This window comes from Kluyvera sp. CRP (assembly GCF_019930565.1).
In the GTDB taxonomy this organism is placed as follows: Bacteria; Pseudomonadota; Gammaproteobacteria; order Enterobacterales; family Enterobacteriaceae; genus Kluyvera; species Kluyvera georgiana_A.
In genome coordinates this window covers 2,293,344-2,311,329 of record NZ_CP082841.1, presented here as the reverse complement: position 1 = coordinate 2,311,329, position 17,986 = coordinate 2,293,344, and the positions used below count along the sequence as shown (strand labels likewise).

The window sequence follows — 17,986 nt, the reverse complement described above, 5'->3', positions numbered from 1 at the left end:
CTCTCTTATCACGCCACCAGCAAGGAGACGAAGGCTAAAAAGGCTAAACCGAACCCGGTCCAGGTGATACGACCGGTAATATCCAGACGCAGACGCGCCATGCTGTTTTCGAACAGCGCGATAATCAGCACGCCGACCACCAGCTTGACGATGGCGGCAACGATCGCGATAACCAGGCCGCTCACGCTAAAGCTGGTCATCTGGCCCCACGGGATAAACACGCCAACGAACATTTGCAGCACCACCAGCTGTTTCAGGCTGATGCCCCACTTCAGCACGCCGAAGCCGCTGCCGCTGTACTCGGACAGCGGGCCTTCCTGCAGTTCCTGCTCCGCTTCCGCCAGATCGAACGGCAGTTTGCCCATTTCGATAAAGGTAGCGAAGGCACAGGCGCAGAAAGCCAGCGCCAGGGGAATGCTGCGGCTGACCGGCCAGTGGTAAAGGGTGTCGGTGATATTGCTGATGTGCGTTGAACCGGCCACCAGCGCGGCGACCCACAGGCCCAGCAGCAGAATCGGCTCCACCAGCACGCCGAGCATCGCTTCACGGCTGGCGCCGATGGCGGTGAACGGGCTACCGGTGTCCAGACCGGCGATCGCGAAGAAGAAACGCGCCACCGCGAACAGATAGATCAGGGTGATGAGATCGCCCAGTCCCGGCAGCGGCGACGCCACGGTGACCACCGGCAGCGCGGTGGCGATGGTCAGCATCACGCCCACCATCACAAACGGCGTCAGGCGGAAAACCCAGCCGGACGCATCCGGGCCAATGCTCTGACGACCCAGCAGTTTGATGATGTCGCGATACTCCTGCATCACGCCCGGCCCGCGACGGTTATGCAACCGAGCGCGCAGTACGCGGGTAATACCGGAGAGCAGCGGCGCGACGGCGAACAGCACCAGCGCCTGCAGTAAAGCAAATAAGACCGTCATGTTCAGGCTCCTCGAGAGATGACAATCACGACCAGCACCGCCAGTTCAACCAGCGCCAGACGTTGCAGCAGCAGCGGCGCCGCCGCGTTCTGCCAGCCTGGAACCAGAGAGACCGGGTTGAGCCATTTACGCAGTTTGAGTACCGGGGCAAAGGCCTGTTTCACCGGCATCGCAAAACCGTGCGCGGTAATCACCATCGACTGTTCGTGGTCGTAGCCGCAGACCCACGCCGCGCCGCGCGAACGGCTCGGCAGGCGGTTGCCTTTGAGCAGCGCCAGAATGATGAACGGCAGCAGCGGGCAGGCAATCAGCAGCAGGGTAATCATCGGCTGAGAAACCACGGTATGCGCGGTGCTCATCGGCAGCGGCACGGCGGTGCTCAGCATTGGCAGCAGCCATGGCGCGGCAACGCCGCCCACAATGCACAGCAGCGCCATCACCACGGTGCTCACCGCCATCAGCAGCGGCGCGCAGCAGGCGTTTTCCGCCTCTTTGGTGCGCGGTGCGCCAAGGAAGGTGACACCGTAGACTTTCGCCATACACATCACCGCCAGCGCGCCGGTAATCGCCAGGCCAACGGCCAGCAACGGCCCCAGCAGACGACCAATAAACACGCCGCTGGTGCTCAGCTTGAAGAAGGACTGGTAGATAACCCACTCACCGGCAAAGCCGTTCAGCGGCGGCAGCGCAGCCATCGCCATCAGGCCCACCAGCATCGCCAGCGAGATCATCGGCATACGCTTGCCAATCCCGCCCAGTTTTTCGATGTCGCGATGGCCGGTACGGAACCAGACCGCCCCCGCGCCGAGGAACAGCGTGGTTTTAAACAGGCTATGGTTAAGCAGATGGTACAGACCACCGACCAGGCCCAGCGCCACCATCACCGGCTGTTGCAGCGCCAGACCGGTGACGCCAACGCCCAGACCCAGCAGGATAATGCCGATGTTTTCCAGAGTGTGGTACGCCAGCAGGCGCTGAATGTTGTGCTCCATCAGCGCGTACAATCCGCCGACAAACGCGGTGATCATCCCCAGCACCAGCAGGGCAATGCCCCACCACAGCGGCTGAGCATCGCCCAGCAGCGAGACGGTGAGAATGCCGAGCAAACCCACTTTCATCACCACGGTCGAAAACAGCGCGGCGGCCGGTGCGCTGGCATTGGCATGCGCCGAAGGCACCCAACCGTGCAGCGGGATAATGCCCGCCAACAGGCCAAAGCCCAGTACGCACAGCACCCAAATGTCAGAGCCGACCGGCAGTTGCTGCGCACGTTCGTTCAGCAGCACCAGATCCAGCGTACCGTAACGCTGCCACAGCAGCAGGCAGGCAATCGCCAGCAGAATGGTGCCCAGACGGCCCAGCGCAAACCACAGTTTGCCGGAGGAGGCGCAGCCGGTAAGGAACGCGCCGCACAGCGCCATAATTTCCGCCATCACCACCAGCGAGCCGAAGCCGCTGGCGACAATCGCACAGACAGCCGCCGCCAGCAGCACGTTCACCAGCAGGCCGTTGTTTTTCACTTTCGGGTGGCGATGCCAGTCGATGTTGTAGAGGCTGACAAACAGTCCGCACAGGCCAAGCGCAATCAGCCAGACCGCGTTCAGCGGCGTGACCAGCACGCTGTAGTGCACCAGCGACAGATGGCCCATCACCGGAAAGGCGTGAATCAGCACCTGCACCCCGGCCAGCAGCGCACAAACGCTGCCCAGCGCGCCGCCAATCCCGGCGATAAACCCGCTCAGCGATTTTTTAAACGACAGCAAAAAGGAGAGCACCGCGGCGAAGGCAAACCACGCCACCGCGCTATTGATTAAGGTCATCACGCTCATTTCGCCTCTCCTTGTTGCGCCTGAAACAGCGACAGATCGCCTAAATCGGTGTGGAAGGTCAGCTCACGTTTGCGTTTGCTGACGCGGGCGATATCCATGTTGTTGACCAGATGCAGCGCTTTCGTCGGACAGGTGCGGATACAGGCCGGACCTTCCTCATCGAAATGGCACAGGTCGCATTTCACCGCGATGGCGCGTACGCCCGGTACCCAGTCCAGCAGGGTACTGACGCGAGCCGGAGCAGGCGGCGCAGGCAGCGCTTTCGGCGTGTTGGCGTTCGCCGGGATATCCAGCGGGCGGCTACCGGAAAATTCAATCGCCCCAAACGGGCAGGCGATGCCGCACAGTTTGCAGCTGACGCACAGGCTTTCGTTAAGCTGTACGACGCCATCGACGCGGTTAATGGCATTTACCGGGCATACTCCGGCGCACGGCGCGTCTTCACATTGGTGGCACAACTGTGGCGCGGATTCTTTTTCATTGAGCATTACTCTGAGCCGCGGCATCGATTGCAGGCCATGGTGGCGATGCGTTTCCGAGCAGGCTGCTTCGCAGGTGCGGCAACCGATACAGAGGGTAGAGTCAGCAATTACAAAACGATTCACCAGGTCTTCCTCAGGTGACAGTCATTTTTGACGAAATCATGCAGAGCAGGTGTCATTTCGACACCTGTCGACACACCGATAATTCAGGCGATAGAAGCCTGATGAGATTGCTGCGCCAGGCCGCCGAAATTAACCGGGCTGTCGCTCTCCAGCGCCGCATACAGGGTGTCGTATACCGGCGAAATTTTTTCCAGGTAGTGTTCCAGCACCTGCTCGCGATCGCGGATATTGATGGTGCCATCAATAAAGCCGCTGGCGTTCAGCTCGGCGCGCGCAACGCACTCTTTATTCAGGCCATCCCGCGTTTCCACGTAGTACTCAACGGTGTGGCTATTAAAGCCGCCTGACAGGCTGACGGAGACCACAAAATGTTCGAACAGCACGAAGCTCAGCTCTTTCTCCGGTGCGCAGTTCATCGCGTGATGCAGACGCGCTTTTGACAATGTGATCCCTTGAACCAGAGAGTTACAGTACACACGCCATTGATCCTGATGGCGGCGGTGACGATCGGCGATGTAGTCGGCCTTCTCGCTAATTTCCCAAATAGTCATGTCGGTTACCCGGTTAATAGAAACAAGCCTCCTAAGCACATTTCATGCCATATTTTTAATGCATTGATTTTTATTGTCTTTCCAGAAATGACATGCCGCTAACGACATGTCATTTCGTCAGGGTGACATCGTCATCGACAGTCTTTCGCGACGCTTTTACATCTCTGGCATCGTTATTGCATTACGTCTGCAAGTTAAGAGAAACGGGAGGCGTTATGCACGAAATCACGCTCTGCCAGCGGGCGCTGGAAATTGTTGAACAACAGGCGATACAGAACGGCGCGAAGCGCGTGACGGGCGTCTGGATCAAGGTCGGCGCTTTTTCTTGTGTAGAGACGAGCGCAATGACCTTTTGTTTTGATCTGGTGTGCCGCGGCACGCTGGCTGAAGGCTGTAAACTCCACGTCGAAGAGCAGGAGGCAGAGTGCTGGTGCGAATCCTGCCAGCAGTATGTCCAGCTCGTGTCGGTACACGTCCGCCGTTGCCCACAGTGCAACAGCGACAACCTGCGCATCGTCGCCGACGACGGTTTACAGATTCAGCGAATTGAAATTGATCAGGAGTAAAGTATGTGTACCACCTGTGGTTGTGCCGAAGGCAACCTCTATATAGAGGGCGATGAACGTAATCCGCATTCACTGTTCCGCAGCGCCCCCTTCGCACCGGCGGGCCGTCCGGCCCTGTCGATTACCGGCGTCAGAACGCAACAATTCCAGCCGCAGGCCGCCGAAAACGGCGATCTGCACTACGGTCACGGCGAAGCGGGCACCCACGCGCCGGGCATGAGCCAGCGCCGGATGCTGGAAGTCGAAATCGACGTGCTGGATAAAAACAACCAGATTGCCGCCCGCAACCGCGCGCGCTTCGCCGCCCGCGAACAGCTGGTGCTGAATCTGGTCTCCAGCCCCGGTTCCGGTAAAACCACCCTGCTCACCGAAACCCTGATGCGCCTGAAAGACCGCGTCTCCTGCGCCGTTATCGAAGGCGACCAGCAGACGGTGAACGACGCCGCGCGTATCCGCGCCACCGGCACCCCAGCGATTCAGGTCAATACCGGTAAAGGCTGCCACCTCGACGCGCAGATGATTGCCGACGCCGCGCCGCGCCTGCCGCTGGAGAGCAACGGGATTCTGTTTATTGAAAACGTCGGCAACCTGGTGTGTCCGGCGAGCTTCGACCTTGGCGAGCGCCATAAGGTTGCGGTGCTGTCGGTTACCGAAGGCGAAGACAAGCCGCTGAAATATCCGCATATGTTCGCCGCCGCCTCGGTGATGCTGCTCAATAAAGTCGACCTGTTGCCGTACCTCAACTTCGACGTTGAGAAGTGCCTCGCCTGCGCCCGTGAAGTGAATCCGGATATTGAAATCATCCTCATCTCCGCCACCAGCGGAGAAGGCATGGACACCTGGCTAAACTGGCTGGAGACGCAGCGATGTGCATAGGCATTCCGGGACAAATTTCCGCCATTGACGGCGTGCAGGCAAAAGTGGACGTCTGCGGGATCAAGCGCGACGTCGACCTGACGCTAGTCGGCGCGGTGGATGAGAACGGCGAATCGCGTATCGGCCAATGGGTGCTGGTGCACGTCGGCTTTGCCATGAGCGTCATCAATGAGGAAGAGGCGCGCGACACCCTCGCGGCGCTGGAAAATATGTTTGAAGTGGAGCCGGACGTTGGCGCCCTGCTCTTTGGCGAGGAACGGTAATGCGTTTTGTTGATGAGTACCGCGCGCCGGAACAGGTGATGCAGCTGATTGCCCACCTGAAAAACCGCGCGCAACATCTGGCTTATACCGCCGAACGCCCACTGCGCATCATGGAAGTGTGCGGCGGCCACACGCATGCGATTTTTAAATTCGGTCTCGACCAGCTGCTGCCGGAGAACATCGAATTTATCCACGGGCCGGGCTGCCCGGTGTGCGTGTTGCCGATGGGACGCATCGACACCTGTATTGAAATTGCCAGCCATCCGGAGGTCATTTTCTGCACCTTCGGCGATGCCATGCGCGTGCCGGGGAAAAACGGCTCGCTGATGCAGGCCAAATCACGCGGCGCGGATATTCGTATCGTCTATTCGCCAATGGACGCCCTCAAGCTGGCGCAGCAGAATCCGACGCGCAAAGTGGTGTTCTTTGGTCTGGGCTTTGAAACCACCATGCCGACCACCGCCATTACGCTGCAACAGGCGAAGGCGCAGAACGTCGAGAATTTCTTCTTTTTCTGCCAGCACATCACGCTAATTCCAACCCTGCGCAGCCTGCTGGATCAGCCGGATAACGGCATTGACGCGTTTCTTGCGCCAGGTCATGTCAGCATGGTGATTGGCACTCACGCCTACGGCTTTATCGCCAGCGACTATCATCGTCCGCTGGTGGTCGCGGGTTTCGAGCCGGTGGATCTGCTACAGGGCGTCAATATGCTGGTGGAGCAGAAAATTGCCGAAGAGAGCCGCGTCGAGAACCAGTATCGCCGCGTAGTGCCGGACGACGGCAACGCGCTGGCGCAAAAAGCGATTGCCGAGGTATTTACGGTCAAGGGTGACAGCGAATGGCGCGGCCTGGGATTAATCAACGATTCTGGCGTACAGCTGACCGACGACTATCAGCGTTTTGACGCCGAAAGCCACTTTAAGCCGCAGCCTCAGCGCGTCTGCGACGACCCGCGCGCCCGCTGCGGCGACGTGCTCACCGGCCGCTGCAAACCGCACCAGTGCCCGCTGTTTGGCGCAACCTGCAATCCGCAAAGCGCGTTCGGCGCGCTGATGGTCTCGTCCGAAGGGGCGTGCGCCGCCTGGTATCAATATCGCAGTCAGGAGTCCGAAGCATGAACACAATCCAGTTAGCCCACGGCAGCGGCGGCCTGGCGATGCAACAGCTCATCGACAGCCTGTTTATGAAGGCTTTCGCCAATCCCTGGCTGGCCGAGCAAGAAGATCAGGCACGCCTGTCGCTGGCGTCATTGACCGCGCACGGCGATCGCCTCGCGTTTTCCACCGACAGCTATGTGATTGACCCGCTGTTCTTCCCCGGCGGCAATATCGGCAAGCTGGCGATTTGCGGCACCGCCAACGACGTGGCGGTCAGCGGCGCGGTCCCCCGTTATCTCTCCTGCGGATTTATTATCGAAGAAGGTTTGCCGCTGGAGACGCTGGAAGCGGTGGTGAACACCATGGCTGAAACGGCCAAAGCGGCAGACATTGCTATCGTCACCGGCGACACCAAGGTTGTTGGTCGCGGCGCGGCGGATAAACTGTTTATCAACACCGCCGGGATGGGCGCGATTCCCGCCGACATTCATTGGGGCGCGGCAACGCTGACGCCCGGCGACGTGCTGATTGTCAGCGGCACCCTGGGCGACCACGGCGCAACCATCCTCAATCTGCGTGAACAGTTAGGCCTCGATGGCGAACTGCAAAGCGACTGCGCGGTGCTCACGCCGCTGATTCAAGCGCTGCGGCCGATTGCCGGCGTCAAAGCGCTGCGCGATGCTACCCGCGGCGGCGTCAACGCGGTGGCCCACGAGTTTGCCGCCAGCTGCGGCTTTGGCGTCGAAATTCAGGAGCAGCATCTGCCGCTCAAAGACGCCGTTCGCGGCGTGTGCGAATTATTGGGGCTTGACGCGCTTAACTTTGCCAATGAAGGTAAACTGGTGATTGGCGTCAGCCGCGACGCGGCCGAAGAGGTGCTGGCCGCACTGCGCGCCCATCCTTTGGGCAGCAATGCCGCTATCATTGGCGAAGTGACCGAACGCCGGGGAGTGCGCGTTGCCGGATTATACGGCGTGAAACGCACGCTGGATCTCCCTCACGCCGAGCCGCTTCCGCGAATTTGTTAACAGACCACTCAAGGTCTGCATTTTATTATTATTATTATTTATCGCACCCTATGCGGTGCAGTTATGGGCAAGTGACATGTCGTATACACCGATGGGCGATCTCGGTCAGCAAGGGCTGTTCGATATCACCCGGACTCTTCTCCAACAGCCCGATCTGGCGGCACTGAGCGAAACGCTGGCGCAACTAGCGAAACAGTCTTCGCTGGCTGACAGCGCGGCGATCGTTCTACTCCAGCCGGGAAACCACCGCGCGGGCTATCACGCCACGCGTGAAGCCGGTCGGCCAATCGCTTACGAAGACGATAACCTGCTGGCAAACGGCCCGGTCCGACGCCTGCTCTCTCGTCCCGACGCGCTCCACTGTAGCTACGCTGAGTTTAGCGAAGCCTGGCCACAACTGGCGGCCAGCGAGCTGTATCAGCCGTTTGGCCACTATTGTCTGCTGCCGCTGGCGGCGGAGGGGCGCATCTTTGGCGGCTGCGAATTTATCCGCCAGGACGACCGCCCATGGACCGAGAAAGAGTATCAGCGTCTGCACATTTTCACGCAGATCGTCGCCGTGGTGACCGAGCAAATTCAAAGCCGGGTGACCAATAACGTCGATTACGATCTGCTGTGCCGCGAGCGCGATAACTTCCGCATTCTGGTGGCCATCACCAACGCCGTGCTGTCGCGCCTCGATATGGACGAGCTGGTTAGCGCGGTGGCGAAAGAGATTCACTACTACTTCAATATCGACGCCATCAGCGTGGTGCTGCGCAGCAACCGCAAGGGCAAACTGAATATCTACTCCACGCACTACATCGACGTTAACGATCCGGTGCACGATCAGAGCGAAGTGAACGAGTCAGGCACGCTGACCGAGCGGGTGTTCAAAAGCAAAGAGATGCTGATGCTCAACCTCAACGAGCAGGACAAACTTGCCCCGTACGAGCGCCAGCTGTTTGAGATGTGGGACGATAAAATCCAGACGCTGTGCCTGCTGCCGCTGATGTCCGGCGACCAGATGCTCGGCGTGCTGAAGCTTGCCCAGTGCGATGAAAAAGTCTTCTGCGCCGCCAACCTCAAGCTGCTTAAACAGATTGCCGAACGCGTCTCCATCGCCGTGGATAACGCCCTTGCTTATCAGGAGATCCACCGCCTGAAAGAGCGTCTGGTGGATGAAAACCTGGCGCTGACCGAACAGCTCAATAATGTCGACGGCGAGTTTGGCGAAATCATCGGTCGTAGCGAAGCGATGTTCAACGTCCTCAAGCAGGTTGAGATGGTCGCCCCAAGCGACAGTACGGTGCTGATCCTCGGTGAAACCGGCACCGGCAAAGAGCTGATTGCCCGCGCCATCCATAACCTGAGCGGCCGTAATAATCGCCGGATGGTGAAAATGAACTGCGCGGCAATGCCGGCGGGCCTGCTGGAAAGCGACCTGTTCGGTCACGAGCGCGGCGCGTTTACCGGTGCCAGCGCCCAGCGCATTGGTCGTTTCGAACTGGCGGATAAAAGCTCACTGTTCCTTGACGAAGTAGGCGATATGCCGCTGGAACTGCAGCCGAAACTGCTGCGCGTGTTGCAGGAGCAGGAATTTGAACGTCTGGGCAGCAACAAGCTGATCCAGACCGACGTGCGCCTGATCGCCGCCACCAACCGCGATCTCAAACAGATGGTGCTGGATCGCGAATTCCGTAGCGATCTTTACTATCGTCTCAACGTCTTCCCGATCCACCTGCCGCCGCTGCGCGAACGCCCGGAAGATATTCCGCTGCTGGTGAAGGCCTTCACCTTTAAAATCGCCCGCCGTCTGGGGCGCAATATCGACAGCATTCCGGCGGAAACACTGCGCACGCTGAGCCAGATGGAGTGGCCAGGCAACGTACGTGAACTGGAAAACGTGATTGAACGCGCGGTGCTGCTGACCCGCGGCAGCGTGTTACAGCTATCGATGCCGGAGCTGGCATTCGCGGGCGATGAGCCACAACCGGCCCCGGTGACCGAAGCGGCGAAAGACGGCGAAGACGAATACCAGCTGATTGTTCGGGTATTGAAAGAGACCAACGGCGTGGTGGCCGGGGCCAAAGGCGCCGCACAGCGTCTCGGGCTGAAGCGCACCACGCTGCTGTCGCGCATGAAACGTCTGGGCATCGATAAAGACGCGCTGATGTAACGCCGCCCCCGGCGTCGCTCCCCCGGACGACGCCATTCATTCCCCTCTCCCCCATGGGGAGAGGGTTAGAGTGAGGGGGCAGGCAGGGCATAAAAGAATATCCCTTTTAACGACATCGCATTCCCTCTCCATCGTTTCTTATTTTATGAAACACCATTTTGTGAATTATTTCGCGTTCTGCGGTCTTAATGAATGATAAACAAGCGTTTTCCCCGGGAGACGCTTATGATTCGCTTACCTCTGTCCGCTACCCTTGCCCTATTATTCTCCGCGCAGACGGCCTTTGCTGCCCTGCCTGCCTTTACCATTTGGCCCGGCGGCGAAGCGCCTGGCGCTAAAAGCAGCCCGGTCAGCTACGCGCTGGTCGAACGCAGCAAAGATCCCACCCTGCCCGACCGCGCGGTCACCGGCATCCGCGCGCCGGAAATCACCGTTTATGCGCCAGAACATCCGAACGGCGTGGCGCTGCTGGTCACGCCCGGCGGCTCGTACCAGCGCGTGGTGCTGGATAAAGAAGGCAGCGATTTAGCCGCGCCGTTTAACGCCAAAGGCTACACCCTGTTCGTCATGACCTATCGTATGCCCGCTGACGGCCACGCCGAAGGAGCCAATGCGCCGCTCGCCGACGCTCAGCGAGCGCTGCGTACTCTGCGCGCCCGCGCCGCCGAATGGCAGATTGATCCACACAAAATCGGCGTGATGGGCTTCTCCGCCGGTGGGCATGTCGCAGCCAGCCTCGAGACGCGCTATAGCGAGACGGTTTATGCCCCGGTCGATGAGGTCGACAAGCAGAGCGCGCGACCTGATTTCGTGGTGCTCGGCTATCCGGTCATTTCAATGGATAAGGCCATTGCCCATCCCGGCTCGCGGAAAGCGCTGATTGGCGACATGCCCAGCGCCGAGCAGATTAATCACTATTCGCCGGAGCTGAACGTCACCGCCCAGACGCCGCCGACCTTCCTGATGCACGCGGTGGACGACCCATCGGTACCGGTCGACAACTCGCTGGTGATGTTCAACGCCCTGCGTGAACATAAGGTACCGACCGAACTGCATCTGTTTGCCGAAGGCAAGCACGGCTTTGGGATTCGCGGCGCCAAAGGGCTGCCCGCCGCCGCCTGGCCGGAGCTGGCGATGAACTGGATAGCGTCGCTGCGTTAGCCGCGCCTGATGGCGCTGCGCTTATCAGGCCTACAGGTCCGCGCTCAATGTAGGCCGGATAAGGCGAAGCCGCCATCCGGCAATCTGGTTTATCACCAAGACAAAACTCAGATCTCATTTTTTCTTTTTGATCACAATAATCCAGTAAATCACCCCATTCTCTTCTGTCTCCCCGCCCTGCATTTGCCTAACGTAGAAGCCATAAGAAACGTCAGGTTAATCGCCCAGGAGCCAGAAAAATGACTACCCGTATCCAGCGCCTGAAAGAGGCCCTCTTTGCCAACCCGCGTGAAATCTCCCTTGAGCGCGCCGTCCTCTACACCGAAAGCCATCGCCAGACCGAGGGCGAGCCGGTAATTATTCGCCGCGCCAAAGCCACCGCGCATATTCTCGATAAGGTTGCTATCAGCATCCGCGACGACGAGCTGATTGCCGGCAACCGCACCATCAAACCGCGTGCCGGGATCATGTCGCCAGAAATGGATCCTTACTGGCTGCTCAAAGAGTTAGATCAGTTCCCCACCCGCCCGCAGGATCGCTTCAACATCAGCGATGACGACAAGCGCCTGTATCGCGAAGAACTGTTCCCGTACTGGGAAAAGCGCTCAATGAAAGACTTCATCAACGCCCAGATGACGGACGAGGTGAAGGCCGCCGTGAGCACGCAAATTTTCAGCGTCAACCAGACCGACAAAGGTCAGGGACACATCATTATCGACTACCCGCGCCTGCTGAATAATGGCCTCGACGCGCTGGTCAACGAGATGCGCGATCATCTGCGCCAACAGCCGGATAATGATTTTTACCGCGCGGTGCTGATTCTGCTGGAAGCCTCACAGCGGCACATTCTGCGCTACGCCGTCCTCGCAGAGACGATGGCCGCGCAGTGCAGCGACCCGCAGCGCCGTCAGGAGCTGGAAACCATTGCCACGATCTCTCGCCATAACGCCATACATAAACCGGAAAACTTCGGCCACGCCTGCCAGCTGTTCTGGTACATGAACATCATTTTGCAATATGAATCGAATGCCAGCTCCATCTCACTGGGGCGCTTTGACCAGTACATGCTGCCGTTCTGGCAGGCTTCGCTGAATCACGGCGACGATCCCGCACTTATGCAGGAGCTGCTGACGTCGCTGTGGGTGAAATGCAACGATATCGTCCTGTTGCGCTCCACCAGCAGCGCCCGCTACTTTGCCGGCTTCCCGACCGGCTACACCGCCCTGCTCGGCGGGTTAACCGAAAATGGCCGCAGCGCGGTGAACGTGCTCTCCTTTGCCTGTCTGGATGCCTACCAGAACGTGCGCCTGCCGCAGCCCAACCTCGGCGTGCGGGTCAACGAACTGATCGACCGCCCGTTTCTGCGCAAAACCGCCGAGACCGTACGCCTCGGCACCGGCATTCCGCAGATCTTCAACGACGAAGTGGTGGTTCCGGCGTTCCTTAACCGCGGCGTGTCGCTGGAAGACGCGCGCGACTACGCGGTGGTGGGCTGCGTCGAGCTGTCGATTCCAGGCCGGACCTACGGGCTGCACGACATCGCCATGTTCAACCTGCTGAAAGTGATGGAAATCGTCATGCATGAGCATGAAGGCGATGAGCAAATCACCTACGACGGCCTGCTGGCGAGCATTCGCGACAAAATTCGCCACTACATTCAACTGATGGTCGAAGGCAGCAACATCTGCGATATCGGCCACCGCGACTGGGCGCCGGTGCCGCTGCTCTCTTCGTTTGTCGAAGACTGCATCGAAAAGGGCGAAGACATCACCGCTGGCGGCGCGCGCTACAACTTTTCCGGGGTGCAGGGCATTGGCATCGCCAACCTCAGCGACTCACTGCACGCCCTTAAAGGCATGGTGTTTGACCAGCAGCGCATGAGCTTTGATGAACTGCTGGCGGTGCTGAAGGCCAACTTCGCCACGCCGGAAGGGGAAAAAGTTCGCGCCCGGTTAATCAATCGCTTCGAGAAGTACGGCAACGACATCGATGATGTTGATAACATCAGCGCCGATCTGCTGCGTTTTTACTGCAAAGAGGTGGAAAAATACCGCAACCCGCGCGGCGGCCAGTTTACGCCTGGCTCTTATACCGTTTCCGCGCACGTACCGCTGGGGTCGGTGGTGGGCGCGACGCCAGACGGACGTTTCGCCGGTGAGCAACTGGCGGACGGCGGGCTATCGCCGATGGTCGGCCAGGACGCACAGGGGCCAACGGCGGTGCTGAAATCGGTGAGCAAGCTGGATAATTACCTGCTCTCCAACGGCACGCTGCTGAACGTTAAATTCACCCCGTCAACGCTGGAAGGTGAAAGCGGCCTCAACAAACTGGCGGATTTCCTCCACGCCTTTACCAAACTGAAATTGCAGCATATTCAGTTCAACGTGGTGAACGCCGAAACGCTGCGCGAAGCCCAGCAGCGACCGCAGGATTTCGCCGGTCTGGTGGTCCGCGTCGCGGGCTACAGCGCCTTCTTTGTCGAGCTGTCGAAGGAGATTCAGGATGACATTATCCGCCGCACCGCGCATCAGCTGTGAGGTGATTGAGACGCGCGCCGACACGGCGCGCATTTTCAACATCCAGCGCTATTCGCTTAACGATGGGCAGGGTATCCGCACGGTGGTTTTTTTCAAAGGCTGCCCGCACACCTGCCCATGGTGCGCGAATCCGGAGTCGATGTCGCCCAGGATTGAAACCGTGCGCCGGGAAAGCAAATGTCTGCACTGCGTCACCTGTCTGCAGGACGCCGAAGAGTGCCCTTCCGGCGCGTGGGAAAATATTGGCCGCGACGTGACGCTGGAGGAACTTGAACGCGAGGTGCTGAAAGACGAGGTGTTCTTTCGCGCGTCCGGCGGCGGCGTGACGCTCTCCGGCGGCGAAGTGCTGATGCAGGCCGAATTCGCCGCTCGCCTGTTACAGCGGCTGAAACAGTGGGGTATCCGCACGGCGATTGAAACCGCAGGCGATACCTCGCCGCGCCGTCTGCTGCCGCTGGCAAGAGAGTGCGATGAGGTGCTGTTCGACCTGAAAATCATGGATACCGAACGGGCCCGTACTGTGCTGAACATGAACCAACCGCGCGTGCTGGAGAACTTCCGCCTGCTGCTAAACGAAGGCATTAAGGTTATTCCGCGCCTGCCGCTGATTCCCGGCTTTACCCTTAACCGAGAAAACGTGGCGCAGATTCTGGCGTTCCTCGCGCCGCTGCCGGTGGATGAGGTGCATTTACTGCCGTTCCATCAGTACGGTGAGCCAAAGTATGCTCTGCTGGATCGCGCGTGGGTCATGGCGGGGATTCACGCGCCGGAAGCTGAGGAGATAGCGCCCATTCAGGCGATGGTTGAACAGGCCGGGTATCGGGCTGTCATTGGCGGATAAAGCGACGAAGCACCGGCCAGGCCGGTGCTGCACGAGTTATGACGCGCGATAAAACGGCTTATCCCCCAGAATCGTCGCCCGGTGCATAATCCGCCGCTGCGGCAGATAATCGGCGTTAGCGTAGTGCTGCGTCACCCGGTTATCCCAAATCGCCACGTCGTTCGGCTGCCAGCGCCAGCGCACCTGAAATTCCGGTTTAGTCACGTGGGCAAACAGATAGCTCAGCAGCGCCTCGCTCTCTTTCTCGGTCACGTCGACAATCCGCGTGGTAAACCCTTCGTTGACGAACAGCGCCTGCTTACCGGTCACCGGATGGGTACGCACCACCGGATGCAGCAGCGGCGGGTGCTTCGCCACCGCTTCCAGCCAGCGCTGATGCTCTTCCTCGGTTTTACGATATTTGTATTCCTGGAACGATTTACGGAAATCGTGCTCGGCGCACAGACCGCTCAGCAGTACCTTAAACGGCTCGGAGAGCGCCTCATAGGCGGCAATCCCGCTGGTCCACAGGGTGTCGCCGCCGGTCGACGGCAGCTCTTTCGCCGCCAGAATCGCCCCGGCGGGCGGCGTGTCGATAAAGGTCACGTCGGTGTGCCAGTTGTCGTTATCCGGCGGATTATTGTCGTGGGTGTCCAGCACAATAATTTCTTCCACGCCAGGCGCATGCGGATACACCGGATGAATATGCAGATCGCCAAAGCGCTGGGCCAGCGCGCGCTGCTGCTCGGGGGTAATCAACTGCTCACGCAGGAAGACCACCTGATGACGCAACACCGCGTGGTATAACTGTTCGAACTGGTTGTCGCTCAGCGGACGGGTCAGGTCAGCGCCGGACACCTGCGCGCCAATGTACGGCCCGAGTGGGGTAATCGCCAGACGTTCACTCATTGTACTTCTCCATGCCAGGGGGTCAGGCGACGCTGAAGCGCACGCAGACCAAGTTCCAGACCAAAAGCGATAATTGCGATCACCGCAATCCCCGCCAGCACCACGTCGGTAGCCAAAAACTCCCCGGCGGACTGCACCATAAAACCTAAGCCACGGGTGGCGGCGATAAGCTCGGCGGCCACCAGCGTCGACCAACCCACGCCTAAACCAATGCGCAGGCCGGTTAAAATCTCCGGCAGCGCGCCGGGTAAAATCACCAGCCACAGCACCTGGGCGCGGCTGGCGCCCAGCGACTGCGCGGCGCGGATGCGTACCTGTTGCGCGCTTTTCACCCCAGCCAGCGCCGACATGGCAACCGGCGCGAAAATCGCCAGATAAATCAGTAATATTTTCGACGTTTCGCCAATACCAAACCAGATAACCATCAGCGGCAGATAGGCCAGCGGCGGCACCGGGCGATACAGTTCAATAATCGGATCAAGGATGCCGCGTACTGTCGGGCTCAGACCCATCGCAATCCCCACCGGGATCCCGACGAGCGTCGCCGCCAGCAGCGCGACAAGAATACGCCCGAGGCTCGCCGCCAGATGCTGCCACAGCGTCGCGTCCATAAAGCCCTGCGGGCTGGCGATGGTCAGCAGTTTATTCAGCACCTGAACCGGCGAAGGCAGAAACAGCGGGCTAATCAGCGCTAACGCCGCCACCGCCCACCAGATAGCCAGCAGCGCCGCCAGCGTCGTCAGGCTCAGCGTCAGATGGCGTGACAATGGCCAACGCAGCTTCGAGGTACGCTGACGCGGTTTATCATTAATCACCACGCTCATGAGAAGGCCTCCCGTTGTTCGAACACCCGGCTGAGTACGTACTCGCGTTGGGCAATAAAGCGCGGATCGGACTTAATGCTGCGGCAGGATTCCCCGGCGACAAAACGACGGGCGAAGTCCAGCGACAGACGCTCCTGCACGCGGCCCGGCCCCGGCGACAGCAAAACCAGCTCGGTGGCCATAAATATCGCCTCTTCGATGTCGTGAGTGATCAGCAACACTTTCTTACCCGTCTCATGCCACAGCTTCAGCAGCAGCGTCTGCATTTGTTCGCGGGTAAACGCGTCAAGTGCGCCGAACGGCTCATCAAGCAGCAACAGTTGCGGATTGGCCGCCAGCGCTCGGGCAATGCCCACCCGCTGGCGCTGACCGCCGGAAAGCTGCCAGATAAAGCGCTTTTCCGCGCCCTCAAGGCCAACTTTCTTCAGCATCTGCGCGGCGGTTTCCCGACGCTCAGACTTGCTGATGCCCGCGAGCTGTAGCCCCAGCGCGACGTTATCCTGCACGTTGCGCCACGGCAGCAGCCCTTCATTCTGAAAGACCACGCCGCGATCGGCGCCCGGCCCGTCAACGCGTTTTCCGTCGAGGATGATGCTGCCGTGCTGATATGGCACAAATCCGGCAATCAGGTTCAGCAGCGTGGTCTTACCGCAGCCGGACGGCCCCAGCACCACCAACAGTTCACCGCTGTCCAGCGTGAGACTGATATCCGCCAGCGCCGGTTTACCGCCGTAGTCGGCGGACAGATGCGAGATTTGCAGCATCATGGCCTCCTTACTTCACAAAACGGTCGGTAACGTACTGGCTGTAGTCGGTCGCCACGGCGGGCACTTTGCCCTGTTCTTTGAGGAACTGCGCGGTATCGACAATCGCCTTATTCACCGGGCCATTCAGCGCCTGCGCCTGCTGGTCGGCGGTGAGATAGGTGTTGCCCTTCACCAGCCCCGGCACGTCCGCTTCCGGCACGCCGCTCAGACGCGCCAGCTTGCTGATGTTGTCGGGCTGCGCCAGCCATTTATCCGGGTTATCGATATAGCCACGCTGAGCGTCAATCGCGCTTTTGGCGAATGCCTTCACCACCTCAGGATGCTGCTCGGCAAAGTCTTTACGCACTACCCAGACGTCCAGCGTCGGTGCGCCCCATTCGCCTACTTTTGAAGAGTCGGTCAGCACGGTTCCGTCTTTTTCCAGCGCGTTCACTGCCGGTGCCCACACGTAGGCGCCATCAATGTCGCCACGCTGCCAGGCGGCAATAATCGCCGGCGGCTGCAGGTTGATAATCTGTACCTGACCCGGCTTGATGCCCCAGTGCTTGAGCGCGGCCAGCAGGCTGTAGTGGGTGGTGGAGATAAACGGCACGGCAATGTGTTTACCAATCAGATCTTCTGGCTTAGTGATGGTTTTTTTCACCACCAGCGCCTCAGAGTTACCGAGCTGTGAGGCCAGCAGAAAGACTTCAATTGGCACCTGCTGACTGGCGGCCACCGCCAGCGGGCTGGAACCGATGTTGCCAATTTGCACGTCGCCGGAAGCCAGCGCGCGCACGATGCTCGCGCCGCTGTCGAACTTACGCCAGTCCGGCTTTGCACCGCTCAGCTTTTCGAAGGTTTTATCCGCCTGCGCCACTTTGGCCGGTTCAGCGGAAGTTTGATAGGCGATAGTGACGTCCACGGCCTGCGCCTGGAAAGCCAACAGCGCCAGCGCGGCGGCGATAACGGTGAAACGCGATGCGATTGCCATAATGTCCTGCTCCCATGTCTTGTTATGTGAGCAGTATTTCCGGCGCGAGGGGGTTTGATAAAGGAATTAAAAGTGCTGGTTAATGCC

Annotated in this window: 17 protein-coding genes; 9 read left to right on the top strand and 8 right to left on the bottom strand. The window is 59.6% G+C overall.

What is annotated here, in order from left to right; all coding sequences use genetic code 11:
• Positions 1 to 8: 8 nt before the first annotated feature.
• The 4 genes from K7B04_RS10825 to hycA form a co-directional block, all read right to left on the bottom strand.
• On the bottom strand, positions 9 to 932 hold the full coding sequence (locus tag K7B04_RS10825; RefSeq protein ID WP_167576558.1) for a respiratory chain complex I subunit 1 family protein: 924 nt from the start codon (positions 930 to 932) through the stop codon (positions 9 to 11).
• A 2-nt stretch (positions 933 to 934) separates the two neighbouring features.
• A complete protein-coding gene (gene hycC / locus K7B04_RS10820; RefSeq protein WP_223804007.1) occupies positions 935 to 2,761 on the bottom strand; it encodes a formate hydrogenlyase subunit 3 in 1,827 nt (608 codons plus the stop codon).
• A complete protein-coding gene (locus tag K7B04_RS10815; RefSeq protein ID WP_163447245.1) occupies positions 2,758 to 3,366 on the bottom strand; it encodes a 4Fe-4S dicluster domain-containing protein in 609 nt (202 codons plus the stop codon). The genes hycC and K7B04_RS10815 overlap by 4 nt, the downstream gene beginning before the upstream one ends.
• A gap of 83 nt (positions 3,367 to 3,449) precedes the next feature.
• Complete coding sequence (gene hycA, locus K7B04_RS10810; protein ID WP_064547782.1) at positions 3,450 to 3,917, bottom strand: formate hydrogenlyase regulator HycA; 468 nt, start codon at positions 3,915 to 3,917, stop codon at positions 3,450 to 3,452.
• A gap of 215 nt (positions 3,918 to 4,132) precedes the next feature.
• On the opposite strand from hycA, the gene hypA reads away from it, so the two are divergent.
• The 9 genes from hypA (at position 4,133) to K7B04_RS10765 (ending at position 14,447) form a co-directional block, all read left to right on the top strand.
• Positions 4,133 to 4,483: a hydrogenase maturation nickel metallochaperone HypA gene (gene hypA / locus K7B04_RS10805; protein ID WP_064547780.1), complete on the top strand. Its 351-nt coding sequence runs from the start codon at positions 4,133 to 4,135 to the stop codon at positions 4,481 to 4,483.
• A 3-nt stretch (positions 4,484 to 4,486) separates the two neighbouring features.
• Complete coding sequence (hypB, locus tag K7B04_RS10800; protein ID WP_223804006.1) at positions 4,487 to 5,359, top strand: hydrogenase nickel incorporation protein HypB; 873 nt, start codon at positions 4,487 to 4,489, stop codon at positions 5,357 to 5,359.
• Positions 5,350 to 5,622 carry a HypC/HybG/HupF family hydrogenase formation chaperone gene (locus tag K7B04_RS10795; protein WP_064547776.1) on the top strand — a complete coding sequence of 91 codons (273 nt, stop codon included), beginning with the start codon at positions 5,350 to 5,352 and terminating at the stop codon, positions 5,620 to 5,622. The genes hypB and K7B04_RS10795 overlap by 10 nt, the downstream gene beginning before the upstream one ends.
• On the top strand, positions 5,622 to 6,743 hold the full coding sequence (hypD, locus tag K7B04_RS10790) for a hydrogenase formation protein HypD (protein ID WP_163447241.1): 1,122 nt from the start codon (positions 5,622 to 5,624) through the stop codon (positions 6,741 to 6,743). The genes K7B04_RS10795 and hypD overlap by 1 nt, the downstream gene beginning before the upstream one ends.
• A complete protein-coding gene (hypE, locus tag K7B04_RS10785; protein WP_223804005.1) occupies positions 6,740 to 7,750 on the top strand; it encodes a hydrogenase expression/formation protein HypE in 1,011 nt (336 codons plus the stop codon). Before hypD ends, hypE begins: the two co-directional genes overlap by 4 nt.
• Before the next feature lie 76 nt (positions 7,751 to 7,826).
• On the top strand, positions 7,827 to 9,908 hold the full coding sequence (flhA, locus tag K7B04_RS10780; RefSeq protein WP_223804004.1) for a formate hydrogenlyase transcriptional activator FlhA: 2,082 nt from the start codon (positions 7,827 to 7,829) through the stop codon (positions 9,906 to 9,908).
• 225 nt (positions 9,909 to 10,133) lie between these two features.
• Complete coding sequence (locus K7B04_RS10775; RefSeq protein ID WP_163447235.1) at positions 10,134 to 11,069, top strand: alpha/beta hydrolase; 936 nt, start codon at positions 10,134 to 10,136, stop codon at positions 11,067 to 11,069.
• Positions 11,070 to 11,308: 239 nt separating this feature from the next.
• On the top strand, positions 11,309 to 13,606 hold the full coding sequence (locus K7B04_RS10770) for a formate C-acetyltransferase (RefSeq protein WP_223804003.1): 2,298 nt from the start codon (positions 11,309 to 11,311) through the stop codon (positions 13,604 to 13,606).
• A complete protein-coding gene (locus K7B04_RS10765; RefSeq protein ID WP_223804002.1) occupies positions 13,572 to 14,447 on the top strand; it encodes a [formate-C-acetyltransferase]-activating enzyme in 876 nt (291 codons plus the stop codon). Before K7B04_RS10770 ends, K7B04_RS10765 begins: the two co-directional genes overlap by 35 nt.
• 36 nt (positions 14,448 to 14,483) lie before the next feature.
• Here K7B04_RS10765 and tauD read toward each other — a convergent pair whose 3' ends face one another.
• Genes tauD through tauA form a run of 4 tightly spaced genes read right to left on the bottom strand, consistent with a single transcriptional unit; the run spans position 14,484 to position 17,899 of the window.
• On the bottom strand, positions 14,484 to 15,335 hold the full coding sequence (tauD, locus tag K7B04_RS10760; RefSeq protein WP_223804001.1) for a taurine dioxygenase: 852 nt from the start codon (positions 15,333 to 15,335) through the stop codon (positions 14,484 to 14,486).
• Positions 15,332 to 16,159, bottom strand: a complete 828-nt coding sequence (tauC, locus tag K7B04_RS10755; RefSeq protein ID WP_065358025.1) for a taurine ABC transporter permease TauC — start codon at positions 16,157 to 16,159, stop codon at positions 15,332 to 15,334. The genes tauD and tauC overlap by 4 nt, the downstream gene beginning before the upstream one ends.
• Positions 16,156 to 16,923 carry a taurine ABC transporter ATP-binding subunit gene (gene tauB / locus K7B04_RS10750; protein WP_065358024.1) on the bottom strand — a complete coding sequence of 256 codons (768 nt, stop codon included), beginning with the start codon at positions 16,921 to 16,923 and terminating at the stop codon, positions 16,156 to 16,158. Before tauB ends, tauC begins: the two co-directional genes overlap by 4 nt.
• Positions 16,924 to 16,933: 10 nt before the next feature.
• Positions 16,934 to 17,899: a taurine ABC transporter substrate-binding protein gene (gene tauA, locus K7B04_RS10745; protein WP_223804000.1), complete on the bottom strand. Its 966-nt coding sequence runs from the start codon at positions 17,897 to 17,899 to the stop codon at positions 16,934 to 16,936.
• Positions 17,900 to 17,986: the final 87 nt, after the last annotated feature.

Coding starts and splice junctions, on each gene's coding strand:
- tauD (WP_223804001.1), bottom strand. CDS start 15,335: ATGAGTGAACGTCTGGCGATTACCCCACTCGGGCCGTACATTGGCGCG.
- hypB (WP_223804006.1), top strand. CDS start 4,487: ATGTGTACCACCTGTGGTTGTGCCGAAGGCAACCTCTATATAGAGGGC.
- K7B04_RS10795 (WP_064547776.1), top strand. CDS start 5,350: ATGTGCATAGGCATTCCGGGACAAATTTCCGCCATTGACGGCGTGCAG.
- tauB (WP_065358024.1), bottom strand. CDS start 16,923: ATGCTGCAAATCTCGCATCTGTCCGCCGACTACGGCGGTAAACCGGCG.
- K7B04_RS10770 (WP_223804003.1), top strand. CDS start 11,309: ATGACTACCCGTATCCAGCGCCTGAAAGAGGCCCTCTTTGCCAACCCG.
- hycA (WP_064547782.1), bottom strand. CDS start 3,917: ATGACTATTTGGGAAATTAGCGAGAAGGCCGACTACATCGCCGATCGT.
- hypD (WP_163447241.1), top strand. CDS start 5,622: ATGCGTTTTGTTGATGAGTACCGCGCGCCGGAACAGGTGATGCAGCTG.
- hypA (WP_064547780.1), top strand. CDS start 4,133: ATGCACGAAATCACGCTCTGCCAGCGGGCGCTGGAAATTGTTGAACAA.
- K7B04_RS10825 (WP_167576558.1), bottom strand. CDS start 932: ATGACGGTCTTATTTGCTTTACTGCAGGCGCTGGTGCTGTTCGCCGTC.
- hycC (WP_223804007.1), bottom strand. CDS start 2,761: ATGAGCGTGATGACCTTAATCAATAGCGCGGTGGCGTGGTTTGCCTTC.
- tauC (WP_065358025.1), bottom strand. CDS start 16,159: ATGAGCGTGGTGATTAATGATAAACCGCGTCAGCGTACCTCGAAGCTG.
- hypE (WP_223804005.1), top strand. CDS start 6,740: ATGAACACAATCCAGTTAGCCCACGGCAGCGGCGGCCTGGCGATGCAA.
- tauA (WP_223804000.1), bottom strand. CDS start 17,899: ATGGCAATCGCATCGCGTTTCACCGTTATCGCCGCCGCGCTGGCGCTG.
- K7B04_RS10775 (WP_163447235.1), top strand. CDS start 10,134: ATGATTCGCTTACCTCTGTCCGCTACCCTTGCCCTATTATTCTCCGCG.
- flhA (WP_223804004.1), top strand. CDS start 7,827: ATGTCGTATACACCGATGGGCGATCTCGGTCAGCAAGGGCTGTTCGAT.
- K7B04_RS10765 (WP_223804002.1), top strand. CDS start 13,572: ATGACATTATCCGCCGCACCGCGCATCAGCTGTGAGGTGATTGAGACG.